Below are 16,962 nucleotides of genomic sequence, written 5' to 3'. Positions count from 1 at the left end.
TTACCTTCCTGACCAGTTTTCGGTCGGCAGATCGATGCGGTTTAAAATTTCCTCGATCACCGATTCTGCGGCTCTTCCGTCGTCTGCGCCGATCTGCATGGTGAGACGGTGTGCGAGTACCGGAACAGCCACGGTCTTGAAGTCCTCCGGCACAACGTAGTTTCGTCCCTGCACCAGCGCGTGGCCCTGTACGGCACGTAAAAATGCGAGTGTTCCACGCGGGCTCACACCGCTTGCAATTTTGCTGTTGACTCTCGTCTCCTGTACGATGCGGACGAGATACTGTACCAGTTCCGGATGCAGGTAGACTTCTTTACACGCCTCCTGCAGGGTACGGATTTCTTCTTTTTGGCAGACAGACGACAGCTCGGCGAGCGGCTCCTCGGTCAGGAAACGGGCGATCATCTGCGTCTCTTCCGCCGGGCTTAATGCTTCCATCGAAAGTTTCATTAAAAAACGGTCCATCTGCGCCTCCGGCAGCGGGAAGGTTCCGAGCGTCTCGAGCGGGTTCTGCGTGGCGATGACGAGGAACGGCTCCTCGAGCGGCCGTGTCACACCGTCCACGGTGATCTGGCGCTCAGCCATGCACTCGAGAAGGCTGCTCTGCGTCTTCGGCGTTGCACGGTTGATCTCATCGGCAAGCAGAATGTTGCAGAAGGCAGGGCCTTTCGAAAAGACGAACTCTCCGCTTTTGGCATCAAAATAATTGAGACCGGTGACATCGGACGGCAGTAAGTCCGGTGTGAACTGGATGCGGCCGAACTCTGCCTCGACGGATTTCGCAAGGGATTTCGCCATGACCGTTTTTCCTGTTCCCGGGACATCCTCGAGCAGGATATGACCTTTGGCAACAAGGCAGGTCAGGACAAGCTCTATCGTGCGCTCGTTTCCGATCATGACCTTTGCGATATTTTCTTTTAATTGCTGCAATACATTATTTTCCATGTTTTGCTTCCTCCAATAGTAAGATTTAATAAAAAAATCCACCCCTCGCTGCTTTGTTTTGTAAGAACAGCACGATAAATTTATTTTACAGCACATATTTTCGGAAGACAAGCAGAAAAAGGACGATTCTGTACATACTTTTCACAGCATCGCCCTTTACGGTTTCTTCTATAAATTAGCTTGTCTCTTACAGTGCTTTCCGGTACAGCGCCTCGATGTCCTGCTGACAGGACGCTCTCGGGTTGACGGCGATGTTTCCGCTCTTCATCGCATCTACCGCCATCGGCACGATTTTGCTCTCGATCTCCTCTGCTGTCACTTCTTTTCCCTTTGCCGCCTGGCGGATCGCATCGGTCAGGCTGGCCGGGATTCCGATGGCTGCGGTCAGCTCGCGGATCGCGCCGACCAGCATCATCGGCTCAAATTCATCGGCGTATGCCGGGATTTCGCTGATGTAGTTGTAGATCTTCAAATATCTTCCATGGTCTGCCAGTGCATTGTACTCTGCGATGACCGGAAGCAGAACGGCATTTGCCACGCCGTGCGGCACATCGAAGAAGGCGCTCACAGGATGACTCATTGCATGGACATTTCCAAGTCTTGCGTAGGAAAATGCAATACCCGCGAACAGCGAACCGGTCAGCATCGCCTCTGCGGCTTCGAGATCGGTTCTGCGCGCCACGAAACGGCGGATATTTTTACCGATCAATTCCATCGCTTTTTCTGCCATGGCATCGGAAAACGGAGATGCAGCTGTAGAAATATAAGCCTCCTCCGCATGGATAAAAGCATCAATACCGCACGCTGCCGCAACGGATGCCGGAGCGGAAGTTAAAAGTTCCGGATCGAGAATCGCGTACTCTGGAAGAAGTTCATAGCTAAATACGGTCAGCTTGTAATCTCTGCTGTGGTCGGTGATCACGGAAAATGCGGTCACCTCGGAGCCGGTTCCCGCAGTCGTCGGAATGGCAATCAGCGGGACAATTTTTCCCGGCACTTTGTGTGCGCCTTCGTATTCCGTGATGCTTCCGCCGTATTTTGCCGTCACACCGACGGCCTTTGCTACATCCATCGGAGAACCGCCGCCGAGTGCTACGAGAAAGTCTGCGCCGGAAGCAAGATAGCTCTCGGTTGCTTTTTCTACTGTCGTCACAGACGGATTCGCCTCAATATCTGTGAAAATATCGGCTGCGATGCCTGCCACTTTCAGGCTGTCCGCTGCTTTGTCCACAACGCCCATTTTTTTCAGGGTAGGACCGGAAAGAATCATCGCATGGGTTCCGCCCATCTTCTTGGCACACTCCGGCAGTTTGGCAAGCGTTCCTGCTCCGACAATAATATTCTGTGGAATCGAAAATTCGAATGAATTCATCTTATTTTTCCCCTTTCTTTCAGAAAGCGTGCCGAAAATTTTTCTTTCCGACACGCTTTGTTTTATCCTATCTCAGCTTCAGCCAGCCATTTTGGCAAGGACACGGTCGATTGCTGCATCGATGACAACGTCGAGTTCCGCATCGTCTGCCTCCGGCATCAGGGACGCTGCGTCCTCGTCGGAGATCAGCTCGATCAGGCTGCCGAACTTCTCTTTATATTTGAACTTGCAGACTGCAAAGAATACAACACCGAGGAGGCTCCAGCCGCCTACCATCAGCCACTCCTGCCATACCAGCGTTCCGCCGGAACCAGGAATGCAGTAAACAAGCACCATGCATCCGGACATCAGAACCGCCATCGTTCCAACAAATTTGTATGCCGGAACACGGTACGGACGCGGCATATCCGGTTCTTTCTTCCGCAGGATCAGGAAGGAAAGAGATACCATACAGTAGGCAAGACAGCATCCAAAGTTACCTGCATCACAGATCCACACCATCATGCCTCGTCCTGCAAACGGAGCCAGCATAGTCAGCGCGCCGATCAGGAACAGGGCGTTGATCGGAGTTTTGTGCTGCGGATGAAGCTTTGCGAACATCGGCGGAATCATGTAGGATTCAGCCATAGAGTACAGAGCACGGGAACCGCCGATCATAAAGGAGTTCCAGGATGTGATGATACCGCACATACCGCCGACGATGATGACTTTTGCCATAACCGCTGTACCGAACGCTTTCGCCATCGCATCTGCTGTGACAAGTCCGGTTCCTGCTTCCGAGCTCAGGATTTCGGACGGGTTCAGCACATAGCCGACAGCCAGGATAACACAGGAATAGAAAACAACAGCGAGTACAACGGAGAGAATCATCATTTTACCGATTTTCTTTAACGGAACGTTGATTTCCTCTGCTGCCTGCGGGATAACGTCAAAGCCGATGAAGAAGAACGGGGTAACAACAGCAACTTTGATGATGTTCTGGAACATCGTTCCGGTGCTCTCGCCGACGAACATCTGTCCCTGCAGATTGCTGGAATCTCCGTTGATCACGGATGCCACAATCAGAAGGATACCAGCGCCGCCGATGATACAGGTAAGGACCGTCTGCAGAACGGCTGCTGTTTTTGCGCCCAGCACATTGATCAGTGTGATGAGGAACGCTACAATAACGGCTACGGCTACCCAGGAAGCATAGATATCAAATCCTGCCACGCTGTACATATAGCCTTTCAGGAATCCCGGCCACAGATACGTGATGATGGTTGGGAAGGCGCACGCCTCGAAACACGTAACACTGACATATCCTAAAATAATCGCCCAGGTACAGATGAACGAACCGTTCGGGCCCATCGCCTTGTAGCTGAAGACGTGCTCGCCGCCGCACTGCGGCATCGCTGCAGTCAGTTCTGCGTAAGTCAGTCCGATGAAGAAGATCATGACACCGCCGATCACAAACGCAATTGAAGCTCCGACAACGCCGCCCTTCTGAATCCAGCTTCCTGAGGATACGACCCAGCCCCAGCCGATCATGGCTCCGAAAGCGATGACGAGAATATCCCATGCACCTAATACTTTGTCAAATTCTGATTTTTTCTGTTCCATGGCTTATTCCTCCCCGCTTCCGTATTTCTTCTGAATCAGTTCCTCGAGATATTCCGCTGTGCCCTCCACACCAAGGAATGCACTGTTGATCAGAATGTCTCGGTTGTGCCGGTCTCCGCGGTTGCTGCCGGTCAGCGCCAGATGACGCTTGTGATACCGTTTGTCCTTCTCGAGCAGCAGAATTTTTGCATCGCTCTCGGAAAGGCTGTGGCTCTTCATGATATTCTGAATGCGGATCTCATCCGGTGCATAGATAAAAGCCCGGAGGAGCTTGATATCTTTGCTGTCCTTTAAGATGTAATCCGCGGATCGTCCGATGATGACGCAGGCCTCTTTTTCTGCCAGTTTCCGGATGATCTGCTTCTGTACATGAATCGCACGCTCGGTCAGGTCCGCATATTTTGAGAAGGATCCACGGACATCGCCCTCGGCTCCTTTTCCGGCAATCGTACCGCCCTCTTCTACACGGTTCATGATGTCTTTCGGAATTCCGACTTCTTCAATAATCTGATCCACCAGATCGCGATCGTAGAACTTAATTCCGAGATCCTCCGCAATTTTCCTGCCGATGGCATTTCCTTTGGCTCCGTACTCGCAGCCGATTGTGATAACCAGATGTCCCATACCGTTTTCCTCTCACATTTAATTTCTCTGTTTTACCTGTTGTTTCCGATTCACAGAATGAAAAGAAAAACAGGACAGGGGCGAAGCATGGTTCTTTGCTTTTTGACGTCCTTGTCCTGTTCTTTTCACGCTATGAGATTTTCTTTGTTTCTATAAGAATTCTTTATTTTTCCAGAGCTTTTACGGTTTCTTCGATGATAGCAACTGCCTTGTCGCAGTCCTCCCCGGTTACGATAAGCGGAGGGATCAGACGAATGATGTGCGCCCCGATGGCTGTGATCAGCAGATGGCGGTCAAGGCAGCCATGTTTGACTTCTACGCCGCTGATGGTATCATCAAACTCTACGCCGACCAGCAGTCCCTGATGTCTGACTTCTTTGACATGCGGCAGTTTTGCTAATTTTTCTGCGAAGTAATCACCGACTTTCTTTGCATTTCCGGCAAGGTCGCGGTCGATCAGTTCGTTGACTTCTGCCAGTGCTGCTGCACAGCTGACTGGATGGCCGCCGAAGGTAGTTCCGTGAGATCCCGGGGTAAAGGCTTTTGCTACTTCAGCTGTTGCGCAGATTGCGCCAATCGGCATTCCGCCGCCAAGACCTTTTGCCATGGATACGATATCCGGTTTGATGCCGTAGTTCATGTAAGACATTACCGCACCGGTTCTGCACCAGCCGGTCTGTACTTCATCAATCAGAAGCAGCATGTCGTTCTCATCACAGAACTTCCGGAGTCCCTGCATGAACTCTTTCGTTGCCGGATGAACACCACCTTCGCCCTGTACCGGCTCAACCATGATGGCGATGGTGTTTTCGGTACATGCATCTTTGAAGGCCTGCAGATCATTGTACGGTGCGTAGGAGAATCCGTAGGTCATCGGTCCGAATCCAACCTGGCATCCGTTGCCCGGCTGACCGGTTGCAGACATGGCACCGAAGGTTCTTCCATGGAAGCCCATCTTTGCGGTTACGATGTGGTAACGGTTCGGGCCGTATTTCTCGATGCCGTACTTTCTTGCCATTTTGATCATGGCCTCGTTCGCCTCGGTACCGGAGTTCTGATAGAAGATCTTGTCCATGCCGATGGTCTCGCAGACTTTCTCAGCAAGCAGTGCCTGCGGGATGGTGTATGGATAGTTGAAGGTATGCATGATATCGTCGAGCTGCTCTTTTGCTGCTGCAACAACTTTCGGGTTTCTGTTTCCGGCGTTGTTTACGGCGATTCCTGCGTAAAAGTCAAGATACGGCGTTCCGTTTTCGTCGTACATGTACATCCCCTCTGCGGTTTCTGCAAGGAAATCGAAACGCTCGTAGGTCTCGATCATGTACTTGTTTACTTTGTCTTTGATGTCCTGAACCGTTAATCCTGTGTCTTTTAATCTCATAGTGTTATCCTCCCATAGCGTTGAAAAGATTTTTTAAATAAAAAACAAAAAAGCAAAGACTACTCGTTGGTAAGCGTCTTTGCTTTGTTTTTCGTTTATTATTTTGTACAACCATACAATAGCACCACTCCCTATATTTGTCAATTACTTTTTTAAAAAAGTTTTTTATTTTTGCTTTTTCTTTAACACCCGCTTTTCCTATTCTTTTTTGATGTTTTTTCGTCTTCCACCGTATTTTTTTCATATCCGTTGTTTTTTATTCTGATGTTCCAGTGGACTTCTGTCCATTATATTGAACAGTTCATTCAAAAAAAGAAAGCCTGTTATTCTGCGGCTTTTAGTGATAGTCGAGAAAGAAACACATGCAGCTCGTCTTCTCCGTCCCTCTGTTGCGGTAGATGTGGGTCTGGTCTGTCTCGAAACGGAATGCCTGCTTCAAGTGGATCTCATGCTCTTTTCCATTGCACTCCACGGTCATCACGCCGTCTGTCACCACCAGGTACTCTCTTGTTTTCTCTCCGTGGCCGCCGCTCACATACGTTCCGCCCGGTTCGATGTCGATGCGGTAGATTTCCACAAGCCGCGTGTCCTCATACGGAAAGAACGTCCACACAGTGTACTGCCCCTCCAGCTCTTTCGTCGGAACCAGATCCTCCGGTGTCACAAGATAACTATCCACCAGCGGCGTTGCAATCAGCTCCTGAAATTCAATCCGCAGGCCGCTCGTAATCTTCCCGAGCACGCCAAGCGACGGGTTCGCCGTTCCCTTTTCGATCTGCGAGAGCATACTCTTGCTGACCCCGGTCTGCTCTGAGACCTGGTCGAGACTCATCCCTTTCGACTGCCGGATCCGTTTCAGATTGACCGCCACATTTTCTGTCAGATAATCCATGTTCTTCCACCTGCCTTTCTTCGTATTTCGCTCATTGTAGCACACCTTCCTCCGATATTCCAGTGAATATTTTTAAACTTTCTGCCGCCTTTCCCCGCTTCGCCTTTCTTTTCTTCCTTTATCCGCCCGGGTTTCAGGCACTTTTCTCTGCCTTTCCCAGGAAAAGCGCCCTTCCGCCGGATTTGTATTTTTGTCAGACCTTTTCCATCCGCATCTGCCGCAGAATCTTCTTTTCCATCCGCGACACCTGCACCTGCGAAATCCCCAGTTTTCCGGCGATCTGCGCCTGCGTCATGTCCTGAAAATAGCGCATGTAGATGAGCTGCCGCTCCTTCGCGGGCAGTCGTCCCAACAGCTCTTCCAAGAAAATCCGGTTCAGCAGCTTTTCCTGCCCGTTCTCTTTTTCCGGAATGCGGTCCATCAGAGAAATATCGTGGTTTTCCCCCTGATAGATGGTCTTCTGCAGCGATTCCACCTCCGCGCCGGACTCCATCGCCTCCACGATTTCCTCCACGGTAACATCAAGCTCCCCCGCTATCTCCGCCAGCGTCGGATCGCGCCCGTTCTCCCGCTCCAGCCGCTCCCGCACCGCATACGCTTTCCACGCCAGTTCCCGGATCGGGCGGCTCACCTTCACCATCCCCTCCGACCGCAGAAACCGCCGGATCTCCCCCGCAATCATCGGAACCGCATACGTCGAAAAACAGACTTCAAACGAAGGATCAAATTTATCAATCGCCTTCAACAGCCCAATGCTCCCGATCTGGCACAAATCCTCCATCTCCACCCCGCGGTTTGCAAACCGCCTCACCATGCTCCAGACCAGTCCCATATTTTCCTCTGCCAGTGTATCCCTTGCCGCTTTATCCCCTTCGTGTGCCTTTTCGATCAGGGCAAGCGTATGTTCCATGCATTCTGACTCCTATGACTTCCGATCCGGCCCTTACATTTCCGGATGCACACCGATTTTCCGTTTCATCACCACTTCCGTCCCCCATCCCGGATGCGACCTTACTTCCAGCTCATCCATAAACGCCTCCATAAACGAAAACCCCATCCCCGACCGCTCCAGCTCCGGGCAGGTCGTAAACATCGGCTCCATCGCCTTCTCCACATTTTCGATCCCGACGCCGGTATCTTTTACCGTCACCTGAAACACCTTCTCCTCCAGATCCAGCACACACTTCATCTGAATTTTCCCTTTTTCCTGCCGGTATCCGTGAATCATCGCATTCGTAACCGCCTCCGAAATCGCCGTCTTGACATCCGCCACTTCCTCCACCGTCGGATTCAGCTGCGCCAGAAACGCCGCCGCAGACACCCGCGCAAAACTCTCATTGCAGGGACGGCTCTCAAATTCCAGCGTCATCGTATTCCACCGCATCTTCTCTTCTGTTTTCATCCTTTCTCGCATCATCCCATTCCCCTTTCTGCCCACTCCCCGTCCAAAACCTACTTCCACGTCTTCTCCTCTTCCACCTCAATCACCCGCGTCACCCCCGACATCACCAGAATCCTCCGCATCCGCTCTCCCACATGCACCGCTCTCACCTTCCCGCCAATCAGCTCCATCTCCCGAAACCTCCCCATCACCAGTCCAATCCCCGAACTGTCCATAAACACCGTCTTCCGAAAATCAAACACCACCTCCCTCACATTCCTCTCCACCAAAATCTCCCCCGCCTCCTCCCGAAGCCGGTCAGCCACAAAATGATCCACCTCTTCCGGAAGCCGAATCGTCATCACCGCATCCTTCACCCAAACACGATTATCCATTTCCTATCCTCCCTCTTTCCTGTCATAAAATAAAAAACACAAAAGATTTTTCGCCGTAAAGCGAATTTCATCTTTTGTGTTTTATCTTCTCACTTTTATACTTTTTTGCCCTTCGTCCCACGCAACCTCCGCGTAGTCAGTGGTATCAGCCCGACGAAACAGCGCCGCATCTCCTGCGGCATTCTGCCCCGTGGGCATCCGTCCTCACTATTCCTCCGTCTTCACAGTCCCCCCCAGCGCCTCAATCTGCTGCTCGGCCTTAGTAGCCTTCTGGGTTCCCGGGAACTTATCGATGATCTCCTGGAACACCGAAATCGCATTATCGGTATCCCCACTCAGCCGATACGCATGCGCCAGATAGTTAAGCACCGTATAGTCACTGTCGTTGATATTCTTAGCCTTCGAAAGCTTATCAATCGCCTCAGTGTAATTCGCATCGTCAAATGCATTCACACCCGACTGCGAAAGCTCCTGGAACATAGACGACTGCATGCTCTTGTAAATAGTGTCATACACAGCCTTTGCGTCCACAGAAAGCACCTCCGGGTTGACCTCGGTCAGTGCGTTTGTTGCGTTGCTCGTGTTGCCCTGCTGCTGCGCTTCCACAGCCTTTAAAAGGTTCTCGTAGGAAGCCGCCGTATCCTGTGCCGTCTGGATCTGCTGCTGCGCAGAAGCCGTCGTTTCGTTCAGAGAATCCACCTGGCTCTGGAGCTGGTTCAGCTGGGCCTCCTGGCTCGCCATCTTGCCGCTGTATTCCACAACCTTCTCGTCCGCCTGCCGGTTAATTCGCTGCGTATTCGCAGGCCCGATCAGGAACCACACAACCAGTGCGCCAAGCACCAGCCCAATACCGATATTCAGCATCGTTGCCGCTGTAGACGTCTCGCGGAACGTCGGCGGAATAATCACCGTATCCCCGCTTACCACGCGCTCACGCTCGTCCTCGCGCTGCTCCTCCGTACGCTCCCTGCGGCCGAACCGCCGCGGCTCCAGCGACGTCTGCGTACCCGTCTGGAAATCAACCTCCTTCAGGAAACGAAGCGTCGTCGAGTTCGTCTTGTCAATTTTCGCCGCCTTTTTCAGAATCTTCCGCGCTTTCTCATACTCACCCTTGTGAATATAAATCAGCGCCAGCAGATGATATCCCTTGATCAGCTTCGGATTCTGGTTCAGAATCTTGCGCAGCTGGATCGCAGCCACATCCTCATTGTTCTCGCGGCAGCATTTCAGCGCACTGTTGTATTTCTTGATCGTCTGATTGATCATATCCAGCTTCGCCTGCTCCGCCTGCAGCGTCGCAATATACTCCGTCGCCACATTATTCTCCGGCATAATATTCTTGCTGATGATCCACTCACTTAACGCCGCAACCGCTTCACCCGTCTCAAAATAGACAAGGCCTAACAAGTTCCGCGCATGGATATTGTATTTGTTAAACTTCAGGCTCCGCCGCAGCATATCGATCGCTCCGGAAAGATCCCGGATCTCCGCCTTGTCGAGGCCCAGATTGTAGTACATATTCGAAAGAGAAAAACATTTTCTCTGTACTCTCAGGTTAAAACCACAGTTGGGACAGATCTCCATTCCGACGTCCACAACCGATTTACAATTCATACAGTTCATTCCGGCACCTTACTCTTCCTTTTCCGCTTCTGTCTCGTTTTCCTGTTCCGGCTTGTCGTTTTTCATCATTTCTTTCAAAATGTCGATCACATCCGTCAGATCACGGCTGTAAATCGCATCCTCCACCTCATCCACATCGAGACACGGTTTAAACTTCTTCAGTTCTTCTTCGTAATTTAACATAAACAAAAAATTCCTTCCTGTATTCACTAACCATTCCGCTTTGCAAGATATGCTTTCAGTTCGCCCGCCAGATACAGAGAACCCACGCAGAACAGCATGCCGCTGCCCTTTTTGCCCAGTGCCTTCTCATACGCTGCCCCGATCTCCGGTTCCGCGCAGACATCCGTGCATCCTGCTTTTCTGAAGTCCTCTGCAAGCACTTCCGCCGGTACGACGCGGCTTCCGTCGATCTGCGTTGCAACAACATGGGACGGATGAATTCCCTCGCAGATTTCACCGATCATCTCATGATAGTGCTTGTCTGCAACTGCCGTGAACAGAATCGTGATCTCGTTTTCTTTCGCAAAATAGCCTGCCGTGCTGACAAACTGTGCAATGCCGTCCTCGTTGTGCGCGCCGTCGATGATGACGCCCGGCGCAGCCATTTCCATACGGCACGGCCATTTGATCTTCGAAAGGCCTTCCGCAAGCACGTTCTTAGGAATGTCGTGCACGTCCTGCAGAATATGCATCATGTAGAACGCAAGGCTTGCATTCATCATCTGGTATTTTGCCACATACGGAATCGCAAGCTCTGCTTTTTCGCCGCCCGGATATGCAAAGGTAAAGGTGATACCCTCGCGGCTCTGTGTTTTCATCTCATAGAACGACGGCTCCATCGGCCATGCCGGGCTTCCCATCTCTTTCGCCTTTGCGGCAATGACAGAAGCCGGACCTGGCTGGCTGGCGTCGTAGATTACCGGGACACCGGCTTTGATGATGCCGGCTTTCTCTCCCGCAATCGCCTCGAGGGTGTCGCCGAGATACTCGGTGTGGTCGCGGCTGATGGACGTGATGATGCATGCCAGCGGCTTTTCGACCACATTTGTCGCATCCAGCCGTCCGCCAAGGCCGGTCTCCATGACCAGGTATTCCACGCCGGCTTCTTTGAAAATCAGCATTCCCATCAGGAACAGCGTCTCAAAATAGCTCGGATGGCCTTCGCCCTCCGCCTCGTATTCTTTGGCTGCTTTTTCCACTTTGAGAAATGCGTCGAGAAACTGCTCATCCGACACATCTTCCCCGTTGATCTGGAACCGCTCGTTGATGCGTACAAGGTGCGGGGAGGTAAAAAGTCCTGTCTTTTTGCCGCCTGCAAGCAGCATCGCATTCAAGTACGCGCAGACGCTTCCCTTTCCGTTCGTGCCCGCCACATGGATAATTTTGATCCCTTCCTGCGGATTCCCAAGGCGCGAAAGAAGCTCCCTCGTATGTTCCGGCGGATGCTTCACCGTAAATTTCGGTATTGTTTCGATATAATCAACTGCTTCTGTATAATTCACTTTATTTCACCATTCTTCAGTATTTTAGGGCTGCTTTCAAACCCTAGTATCATTATAATCGAGTGACCGGATATGTCCATAGCAATTTTCAAAATTTTGTCCCGACTTTTCGACTTTCCCCGTAAAAAGATACAGTGGGACGTCAAAATCCGCCCCACTGTATGATCTTTCGGACACTCTTTTTAATTCTGCAGACCGCCGTCTTCGGCCGGTTTATCGCTGTTTTCTGTTTTTGACGGCTCAATCTTGTCGCCTTCGCCCTCCGGCGCACCGGACGGCGCTGCCGTCAGTTCATCCTGCGGCGCAGTGCTCGTATTGGCATTTTCCTGCGTCACATCTGTTTTCGTGCTGTCCGGGTTCGGCGTCGGCGTCGGTGTAGATACCGTTTTTGGCTCTTCATACATCATCGGCTCTGTCCTTGTCAGCACCTTCTTCGTCGAGCTGTTGCTCTGCTGCGCGATTGTAATCTGATCACCGTCTTCCAGGGTCAGACTATGCACCATCAGAATCGACGGGCTGACATAAACGGTATCCTGTATCTCCTCGTTGACTTCCACACGGCTCGATGCCGTAAAGTTTTCTCCGTAAAAATACCAGGTATCTTCTCCGGATTTTTCGATTCGTTCCAGTGTTACCGGCAGAGCACCCATCTGCAGCTTCACACGCTCATACGGTGTCTCTCCGTCTTCTCCGTAAACGTACCGTTTTCCATACAGCATATCATACTGCAGCACCTCGAGATCCACCTGATAATTCTTCGTATTCCGTCTCGTCTGATGATACCGGAAAATGGTTCCGTCATGAATTCCCACACGGTTCATAACCTCTGCTGCAATCTGGTAGGAAGCAATGTTTTCCTGTTTTCTTTTCAGTCCCATATTATCCCAGATTACGTATTCGGTCTGATACAGATAGCGGTTCTCCAGATCTTCTACTTTCAGTCCCATCGTTGGCAGATGGTCCCCGTACATCACAAGTACCACCGGCTCCGGATAATCCGCAAGCTTTGTCGTCAGCTCTTTGACAAATTTGTCCATCTCATGGATCTGATTTACATAATATTCCCAGGAGTAATTATTTTTTTCCCGGTCTTCCGCGCCTGTCACTGTAATCTCCGGATCGTCAAGCACCGGCTCTGTCGGATAATCACCGTGGCCCTGTACCGAAATCGTATAGATATAATCCGGTTCGTCTGTCGCATCGAGCGTTTTTATGATCTCTTTTGTCAGAATATGGTCTTTTACCCATCCTGTCGCCGTCACATCCGAGATATCCGGCATATATTCCTCCGAGGTAAAGGTATCAAAACCAAGACGTGAGAATACACTTCTTCTGGAATAGAAGTTTGCTTCATTGTTGTGGATCGCATGGGTCGCATAGCCAAGATTCTTTAAAACATACGGCGCACTCTCACAGGTCTCCTCTGAAAGCACCGATTTGTACGGATACTCACCCGCTCCGAAATACCGGAGGCTCATGCCGGAAATAGTTTCAAACTCTGTGTTTGCTGTTCCGGCTCCCACCACCGGCACGCGGAGATAACCGGAAGAATAATCCTTCATCAGCTGCCGGTAATACGGGATCGGATCCTCGGAAATGTTGAGGAAATTAACCAGCTCCGGATCGAAAAAGGACTCCAGCTGCAAAAAGATAATATTCGGTTTTACCGTATCATCCTCTTTTTGTTCGCCTTCACTCGTCTCAATCTGTTTCACGAGCTGTTCGGAATAGCCGTTCGGCTCTGAAATTCCCGTATCAAACAGGGTGACTGCCAGACAGTACGGATAGCCGTAATCCTGGTAGGCAAATGCGATGTTGACGAAATAGCTGGAAAGCACACGCTTTGCAAGCGCCAGATTTGTTGCTCCCGTAAAGAGTACAATTACCAGAGCAATCAACGGCACATTCAGATACCAGCGGATTTTCCCCTGAAATTTCGGTCCTTTGATCCAGACCCATACAAAAAATGCCAATAATGCCACAAGGGCTGCTACGACGAGGATCATGGTACCTTTCGACAGATACTTCGTCACGACCTTTGCGCCGTCACTTAAATTCCGCAAGTCCGGTCCGGTAAACGGCGTGACGCGGTTTGCCAGAATCACACCGTTAATGATGCCGAGCAGCAGCCAGAAACAGCTCATCACCAGCCGTACCAGCACACGTCTGCGGAACAGATAAACTACCATAAAAGTAGTGAAGATCAAAAATGCATTGTACAAAAAGACCCATGGGCTTTCCACCATGTAGCTCCATGCAGATGCCAGCGAATGGCGGGAAAATGCTTCAATCACCAGATACAGAATACAGCATCCCAGGGCCTGCAGCGGCAAAGAGAGCCAGTTGCAGACTTTCACTACGGTTTCCTTGTTTCCATGCAGTTTTTTTCCTTTTTTCATTTATTTTTTCAGCTGCTCCAATCTTGTCTGAACCTGCTCCATCATCTGCTGATAGTTCGCCAGTTTTTCTTTCTCTGCCTGAACTTTTGCTTCCGGAGCTTTGTTAATAAAGTTCGGGTTGCCAAGCATGCCGTTGGAACGTGCGATCTCTTTTGTCAGACGCTCTTCCTCTTTTTCAAGGCGGGCGATCTCTTTTTCAAGGTCAACCAGCTCGGCAAACGGGATATAGATCGTCGCCTGCGGGATCACTGCGGATACTGCGTCGTCTGCAATACCGGCTTTATCTGCCTGTACGTGAACTTCGCTTGCACCTGCCAGTGTTCCGAAGAATACGGCGCCGTTTCGGAAGGTTTCCTGTACAGCAGCATCTTCCGTTACAACGAATACGCTTGCTTTCTTTGACGGCGGTACGTTCATACTGGTGCGGACACCACGGATGCTTCTTACCGCCTCTTTCATCATCTCAACGGCTGCCTCATCCTCTGCGTATGCAAAGTCTTCGGTCTCTTTCGGCCATGCGGCGATCATGATGGAATCCTCGTCCGGATTCAGTGTGCAGTAGATTTCCTCTGTGATGAACGGCATAAACGGATGCAACAGCTTTAATGCATTGCCAAGAACGGTTTTTAAGGTCCACAGTGCAGCGCCCTTCGTCTCGTCGGTCTCGCTGTACAGACGCGGTTTTACCATCTCGATGTACCAGTCGCAGAACTCCTCCCAGATAAAGTCGTAAACCTTCTGTACGGCGATACCGAGCTCGTAGCGGTCCATGTTGTCCGTTACTTCCGTTGCCAGCGTGTTTACCTTAGAAAGAATCCATTTATCTGCCAGTGTCAGTTTGTCTTTTGGCATTTCAGACGGAACTTCTGCTTTTTCCAGGTTCATCATGATGAAACGGGAAGCGTTCCATACTTTGTTTGCGAAGTTACGGCTGGCTTCTACACGCTCCCAGTAGAAACGCATATCGTTTCCAGGTGCATTACCGGTCATCAAAGTCAGACGGAGAGCATCTGCACCGTATTTGTCAATGACTTCGAGCGGATCGATACCGTTTCCGAGGGATTTACTCATCTTGCGACCCTGGGAATCACGAACGAGTCCGTGGATCAGTACGTGGTGGAACGGAACCTGTTTAGTCTGCTCCAGTGCGGAGAATACCATACGGATAACCCAGAAGAAGATGATGTCGTATCCGGTTACGAGTACGTCGGTCGGATAGAAGTAATCAAATTCCGGTGTTTTCTCCGGCCATCCTAAAGTGGAGAACGGCCACAGAGCGGAGCTGAACCAGGTATCCAGGGTATCCGGGTCCTGGGTGAGATGGGTGCTGCCGCATTTCGGGCATTTTTCCGGCATTCCACCTCTTACAACCGTGATCTCGCCACAGTCATCACAGGTATAGGCCGGGATACGATGACCCCACCAGAGCTGACGGGAAATACACCAGTCGTGGATATTGTTCAGCCAGTTCTGATAAATCTTGCTGAAACGATCCGGGATGAAGTTTACTTCCCCGTTCTTCTCTGCTTCGCTGGCAGCGGCAGCCATATCCGCCATTTTTACAAACCACTGTGGTTTGATCATCGGCTCTACGGTTGTCTTACATCTGTCGTGGGTTCCTACGTTGTGAACGTGATCCACTACTTTTACAAGAAGGCCAAGCTTCTCGAGATCCTCTACCATGGCTTTTCTTGCCTCGTAGCGGTCCATGCCGGCGTATTTGCCGCACTTGTTGTTCATGGTTCCGTCATCGTTTAAGATGTTGATCTCTTCGAGGTTGTGGCGTTTTCCTACCTCAAAATCGTTCGGGTCGTGTGCCGGTGTAATTTTAACGCATCCAGTTCCGAACTCTTTGTCTACGTAAGCATCTGCGATAACCGGGATTTCACGGTCGGTCAGCGGCAGTTTCAGCATTTTTCCTACAATATCGGTGTATCTTTCATCCTCCGGATTGACAGCTACGGCAGTATCGCCGAGCAGAGTCTCCGGACGGGTCGTTGCGATTTCTACGAAGCGGCCTTCTTCTCCAACTACCGGGTAGTTGATGTGCCAGAAGTGGCCTGCCTGCTCCTGATATTCAACCTCTGCATCGGAGATGGAAGTCTGGCATACCGGGCACCAGTTGATGATGCGGCTTCCTTTGTAGATCCATCCTTTTTCATACAGACGGCAGAATACTTCTTCTACGGCTTTGGAGCATCCCTCGTCCATGGTGAAGCGTTCTCTCTCCCAGTCTGCAGAGGAGCCGATCTTTCTTAACTGGCTGTTGATGCGTCCGCCGTACTCTTTCTTCCACTCCCAGCAGTGCTCCAGGAATTTTTCGCGTCCGATTTCATCTTTGTCGATGCCCTGCTCTTTGAGCATATTGGTAACTTTTACCTCGGTTGCAATCGCCGCATGGTCGGTTCCCGGCTGCCAGAGGACTTCATATCCCTCCATCCGTTTGAAACGGCAGAGAATATCCTGCATGGTGTTGTCGAGTGCATGGCCCATGTGAAGCTGTCCGGTTACGTTCGGAGGCGGCATCATAATGGTAAACGGTTTTTTGTTCGGGTTTACAGTGGCGTGGAAATATCCTTTATCCAGCCATTTCTGATACAGTCTGTCCTCGAGTCCCTTCGGATCGTAGGTCTTTGCGAGTTCTTTGCTCATGAGATCCTCCTTTTATGTTTGGTGTATTGTGGTATTTATTCCCGCAGAGGCTTGTCTTAAATCAAAAACGCCCTTCACATACACATAACATGCATGCAAAGGGCGAAAATTCCGCGGTACCACCTTAATTTGTATCTCGTTTCGGAGTCTGTAACGTGACTCATGCGTGAGAACCTAATCATCACATCTTC

14 protein-coding genes are annotated in these 16,962 nt (G+C 50.9%); all 14 read right to left on the bottom strand.

Going from position 1 to position 16,962, the window contains the following annotated elements; all coding sequences use genetic code 11:
* Positions 1-945, bottom strand: a complete 945-nt coding sequence (locus PGS38_RS08305) for an AAA family ATPase (protein WP_055219993.1) — start codon at positions 943-945, stop codon at positions 1-3.
* A 187-nt stretch (positions 946-1,132) separates the two neighbouring features.
* Positions 1,133-2,317: an iron-containing alcohol dehydrogenase family protein gene (locus PGS38_RS08300; RefSeq protein WP_118594888.1), complete on the bottom strand. Its 1,185-nt coding sequence runs from the start codon at positions 2,315-2,317 to the stop codon at positions 1,133-1,135.
* A gap of 78 nt (positions 2,318-2,395) precedes the next feature.
* Positions 2,396-3,919: an APC family permease gene (locus tag PGS38_RS08295; protein ID WP_118594860.1), complete on the bottom strand. Its 1,524-nt coding sequence runs from the start codon at positions 3,917-3,919 to the stop codon at positions 2,396-2,398.
* Between the two features lie 3 nt (positions 3,920-3,922).
* Positions 3,923-4,543, bottom strand: a complete 621-nt coding sequence (locus PGS38_RS08290; protein WP_117509835.1) for a cytidylate kinase-like family protein — start codon at positions 4,541-4,543, stop codon at positions 3,923-3,925.
* Between the two features lie 163 nt (positions 4,544-4,706).
* The gene (locus tag PGS38_RS08285; RefSeq protein WP_118594859.1) at positions 4,707-5,924 is read right to left on the bottom strand and encodes an aspartate aminotransferase family protein; all 1,218 of its coding nucleotides are present in this window, start codon (positions 5,922-5,924) and stop codon (positions 4,707-4,709) included.
* Between the two features lie 337 nt (positions 5,925-6,261).
* Positions 6,262-6,816, bottom strand: coding sequence for a helix-turn-helix domain-containing protein (locus PGS38_RS08280; protein WP_117509833.1), 555 nt, complete (start codon positions 6,814-6,816; stop codon positions 6,262-6,264).
* Between the two features lie 193 nt (positions 6,817-7,009).
* Entirely contained in the window at positions 7,010-7,726 is a 717-nt protein-coding gene (locus PGS38_RS08275; protein WP_055220004.1) for a SigB/SigF/SigG family RNA polymerase sigma factor, read from the bottom strand.
* A 33-nt stretch (positions 7,727-7,759) separates the two neighbouring features.
* Positions 7,760-8,230, bottom strand: coding sequence for an anti-sigma F factor (gene spoIIAB / locus PGS38_RS08270; protein ID WP_270423031.1), 471 nt, complete (start codon positions 8,228-8,230; stop codon positions 7,760-7,762).
* A gap of 38 nt (positions 8,231-8,268) precedes the next feature.
* Complete coding sequence (locus PGS38_RS08265) at positions 8,269-8,592, bottom strand: anti-sigma factor antagonist (protein WP_022461763.1); 324 nt, start codon at positions 8,590-8,592, stop codon at positions 8,269-8,271.
* A gap of 207 nt (positions 8,593-8,799) precedes the next feature.
* Positions 8,800-10,215 (bottom strand): tetratricopeptide repeat protein, encoded by a 1,416-nt coding sequence (locus tag PGS38_RS08260; RefSeq protein ID WP_022461762.1) that lies wholly within the window; start codon positions 10,213-10,215, stop codon positions 8,800-8,802.
* A 9-nt stretch (positions 10,216-10,224) separates the two neighbouring features.
* Positions 10,225-10,398 (bottom strand): hypothetical protein, encoded by a 174-nt coding sequence (locus PGS38_RS08255; protein WP_022461761.1) that lies wholly within the window; start codon positions 10,396-10,398, stop codon positions 10,225-10,227.
* A gap of 26 nt (positions 10,399-10,424) precedes the next feature.
* Complete coding sequence (locus PGS38_RS08250) at positions 10,425-11,720, bottom strand: bifunctional folylpolyglutamate synthase/dihydrofolate synthase (protein WP_055220006.1); 1,296 nt, start codon at positions 11,718-11,720, stop codon at positions 10,425-10,427.
* 182 nt (positions 11,721-11,902) lie between these two features.
* Positions 11,903-14,119, bottom strand: a complete 2,217-nt coding sequence (locus PGS38_RS08245; RefSeq protein WP_070100823.1) for an LTA synthase family protein — start codon at positions 14,117-14,119, stop codon at positions 11,903-11,905.
* A complete protein-coding gene (locus tag PGS38_RS08240) occupies positions 14,120-16,771 on the bottom strand; it encodes a valine--tRNA ligase (RefSeq protein WP_118594857.1) in 2,652 nt (883 codons plus the stop codon).
* Positions 16,772-16,962 lie beyond the last annotated feature (191 nt).

Source organism: Fusicatenibacter saccharivorans (assembly GCF_027667425.1).
Classification (GTDB): domain Bacteria; phylum Bacillota; class Clostridia; order Lachnospirales; family Lachnospiraceae; genus Fusicatenibacter; species Fusicatenibacter saccharivorans.
This window is presented reverse-complemented; position numbering and strand designations above follow the sequence as displayed.

Bases quoted from the DNA above. Each gene is read 5' to 3' on its own strand.
- PGS38_RS08305 (WP_055219993.1), bottom strand. From the start codon at position 945: ATGGAAAATAATGTATTGCAGCAATTAAAAGAAAATATCGCAAAGGTC.
- PGS38_RS08300 (WP_118594888.1), bottom strand. From the start codon at position 2,317: ATGAATTCATTCGAATTTTCGATTCCACAGAATATTATTGTCGGAGCA.
- PGS38_RS08295 (WP_118594860.1), bottom strand. From the start codon at position 3,919: ATGGAACAGAAAAAATCAGAATTTGACAAAGTATTAGGTGCATGGGAT.
- PGS38_RS08290 (WP_117509835.1), bottom strand. From the start codon at position 4,543: ATGGGACATCTGGTTATCACAATCGGCTGCGAGTACGGAGCCAAAGGA.
- PGS38_RS08285 (WP_118594859.1), bottom strand. From the start codon at position 5,924: ATGAGATTAAAAGACACAGGATTAACGGTTCAGGACATCAAAGACAAA.
- PGS38_RS08280 (WP_117509833.1), bottom strand. From the start codon at position 6,816: ATGGATTATCTGACAGAAAATGTGGCGGTCAATCTGAAACGGATCCGG.
- PGS38_RS08275 (WP_055220004.1), bottom strand. From the start codon at position 7,726: ATGGAACATACGCTTGCCCTGATCGAAAAGGCACACGAAGGGGATAAA.
- spoIIAB (WP_270423031.1), bottom strand. From the start codon at position 8,230: ATGCGAGAAAGGATGAAAACAGAAGAGAAGATGCGGTGGAATACGATG.
- PGS38_RS08265 (WP_022461763.1), bottom strand. From the start codon at position 8,592: ATGGATAATCGTGTTTGGGTGAAGGATGCGGTGATGACGATTCGGCTT.
- PGS38_RS08260 (WP_022461762.1), bottom strand. From the start codon at position 10,215: ATGAACTGTATGAATTGTAAATCGGTTGTGGACGTCGGAATGGAGATC.
- PGS38_RS08255 (WP_022461761.1), bottom strand. From the start codon at position 10,398: ATGTTAAATTACGAAGAAGAACTGAAGAAGTTTAAACCGTGTCTCGAT.
- PGS38_RS08245 (WP_070100823.1), bottom strand. From the start codon at position 14,119: ATGAAAAAAGGAAAAAAACTGCATGGAAACAAGGAAACCGTAGTGAAA.
- PGS38_RS08240 (WP_118594857.1), bottom strand. From the start codon at position 16,771: ATGAGCAAAGAACTCGCAAAGACCTACGATCCGAAGGGACTCGAGGAC.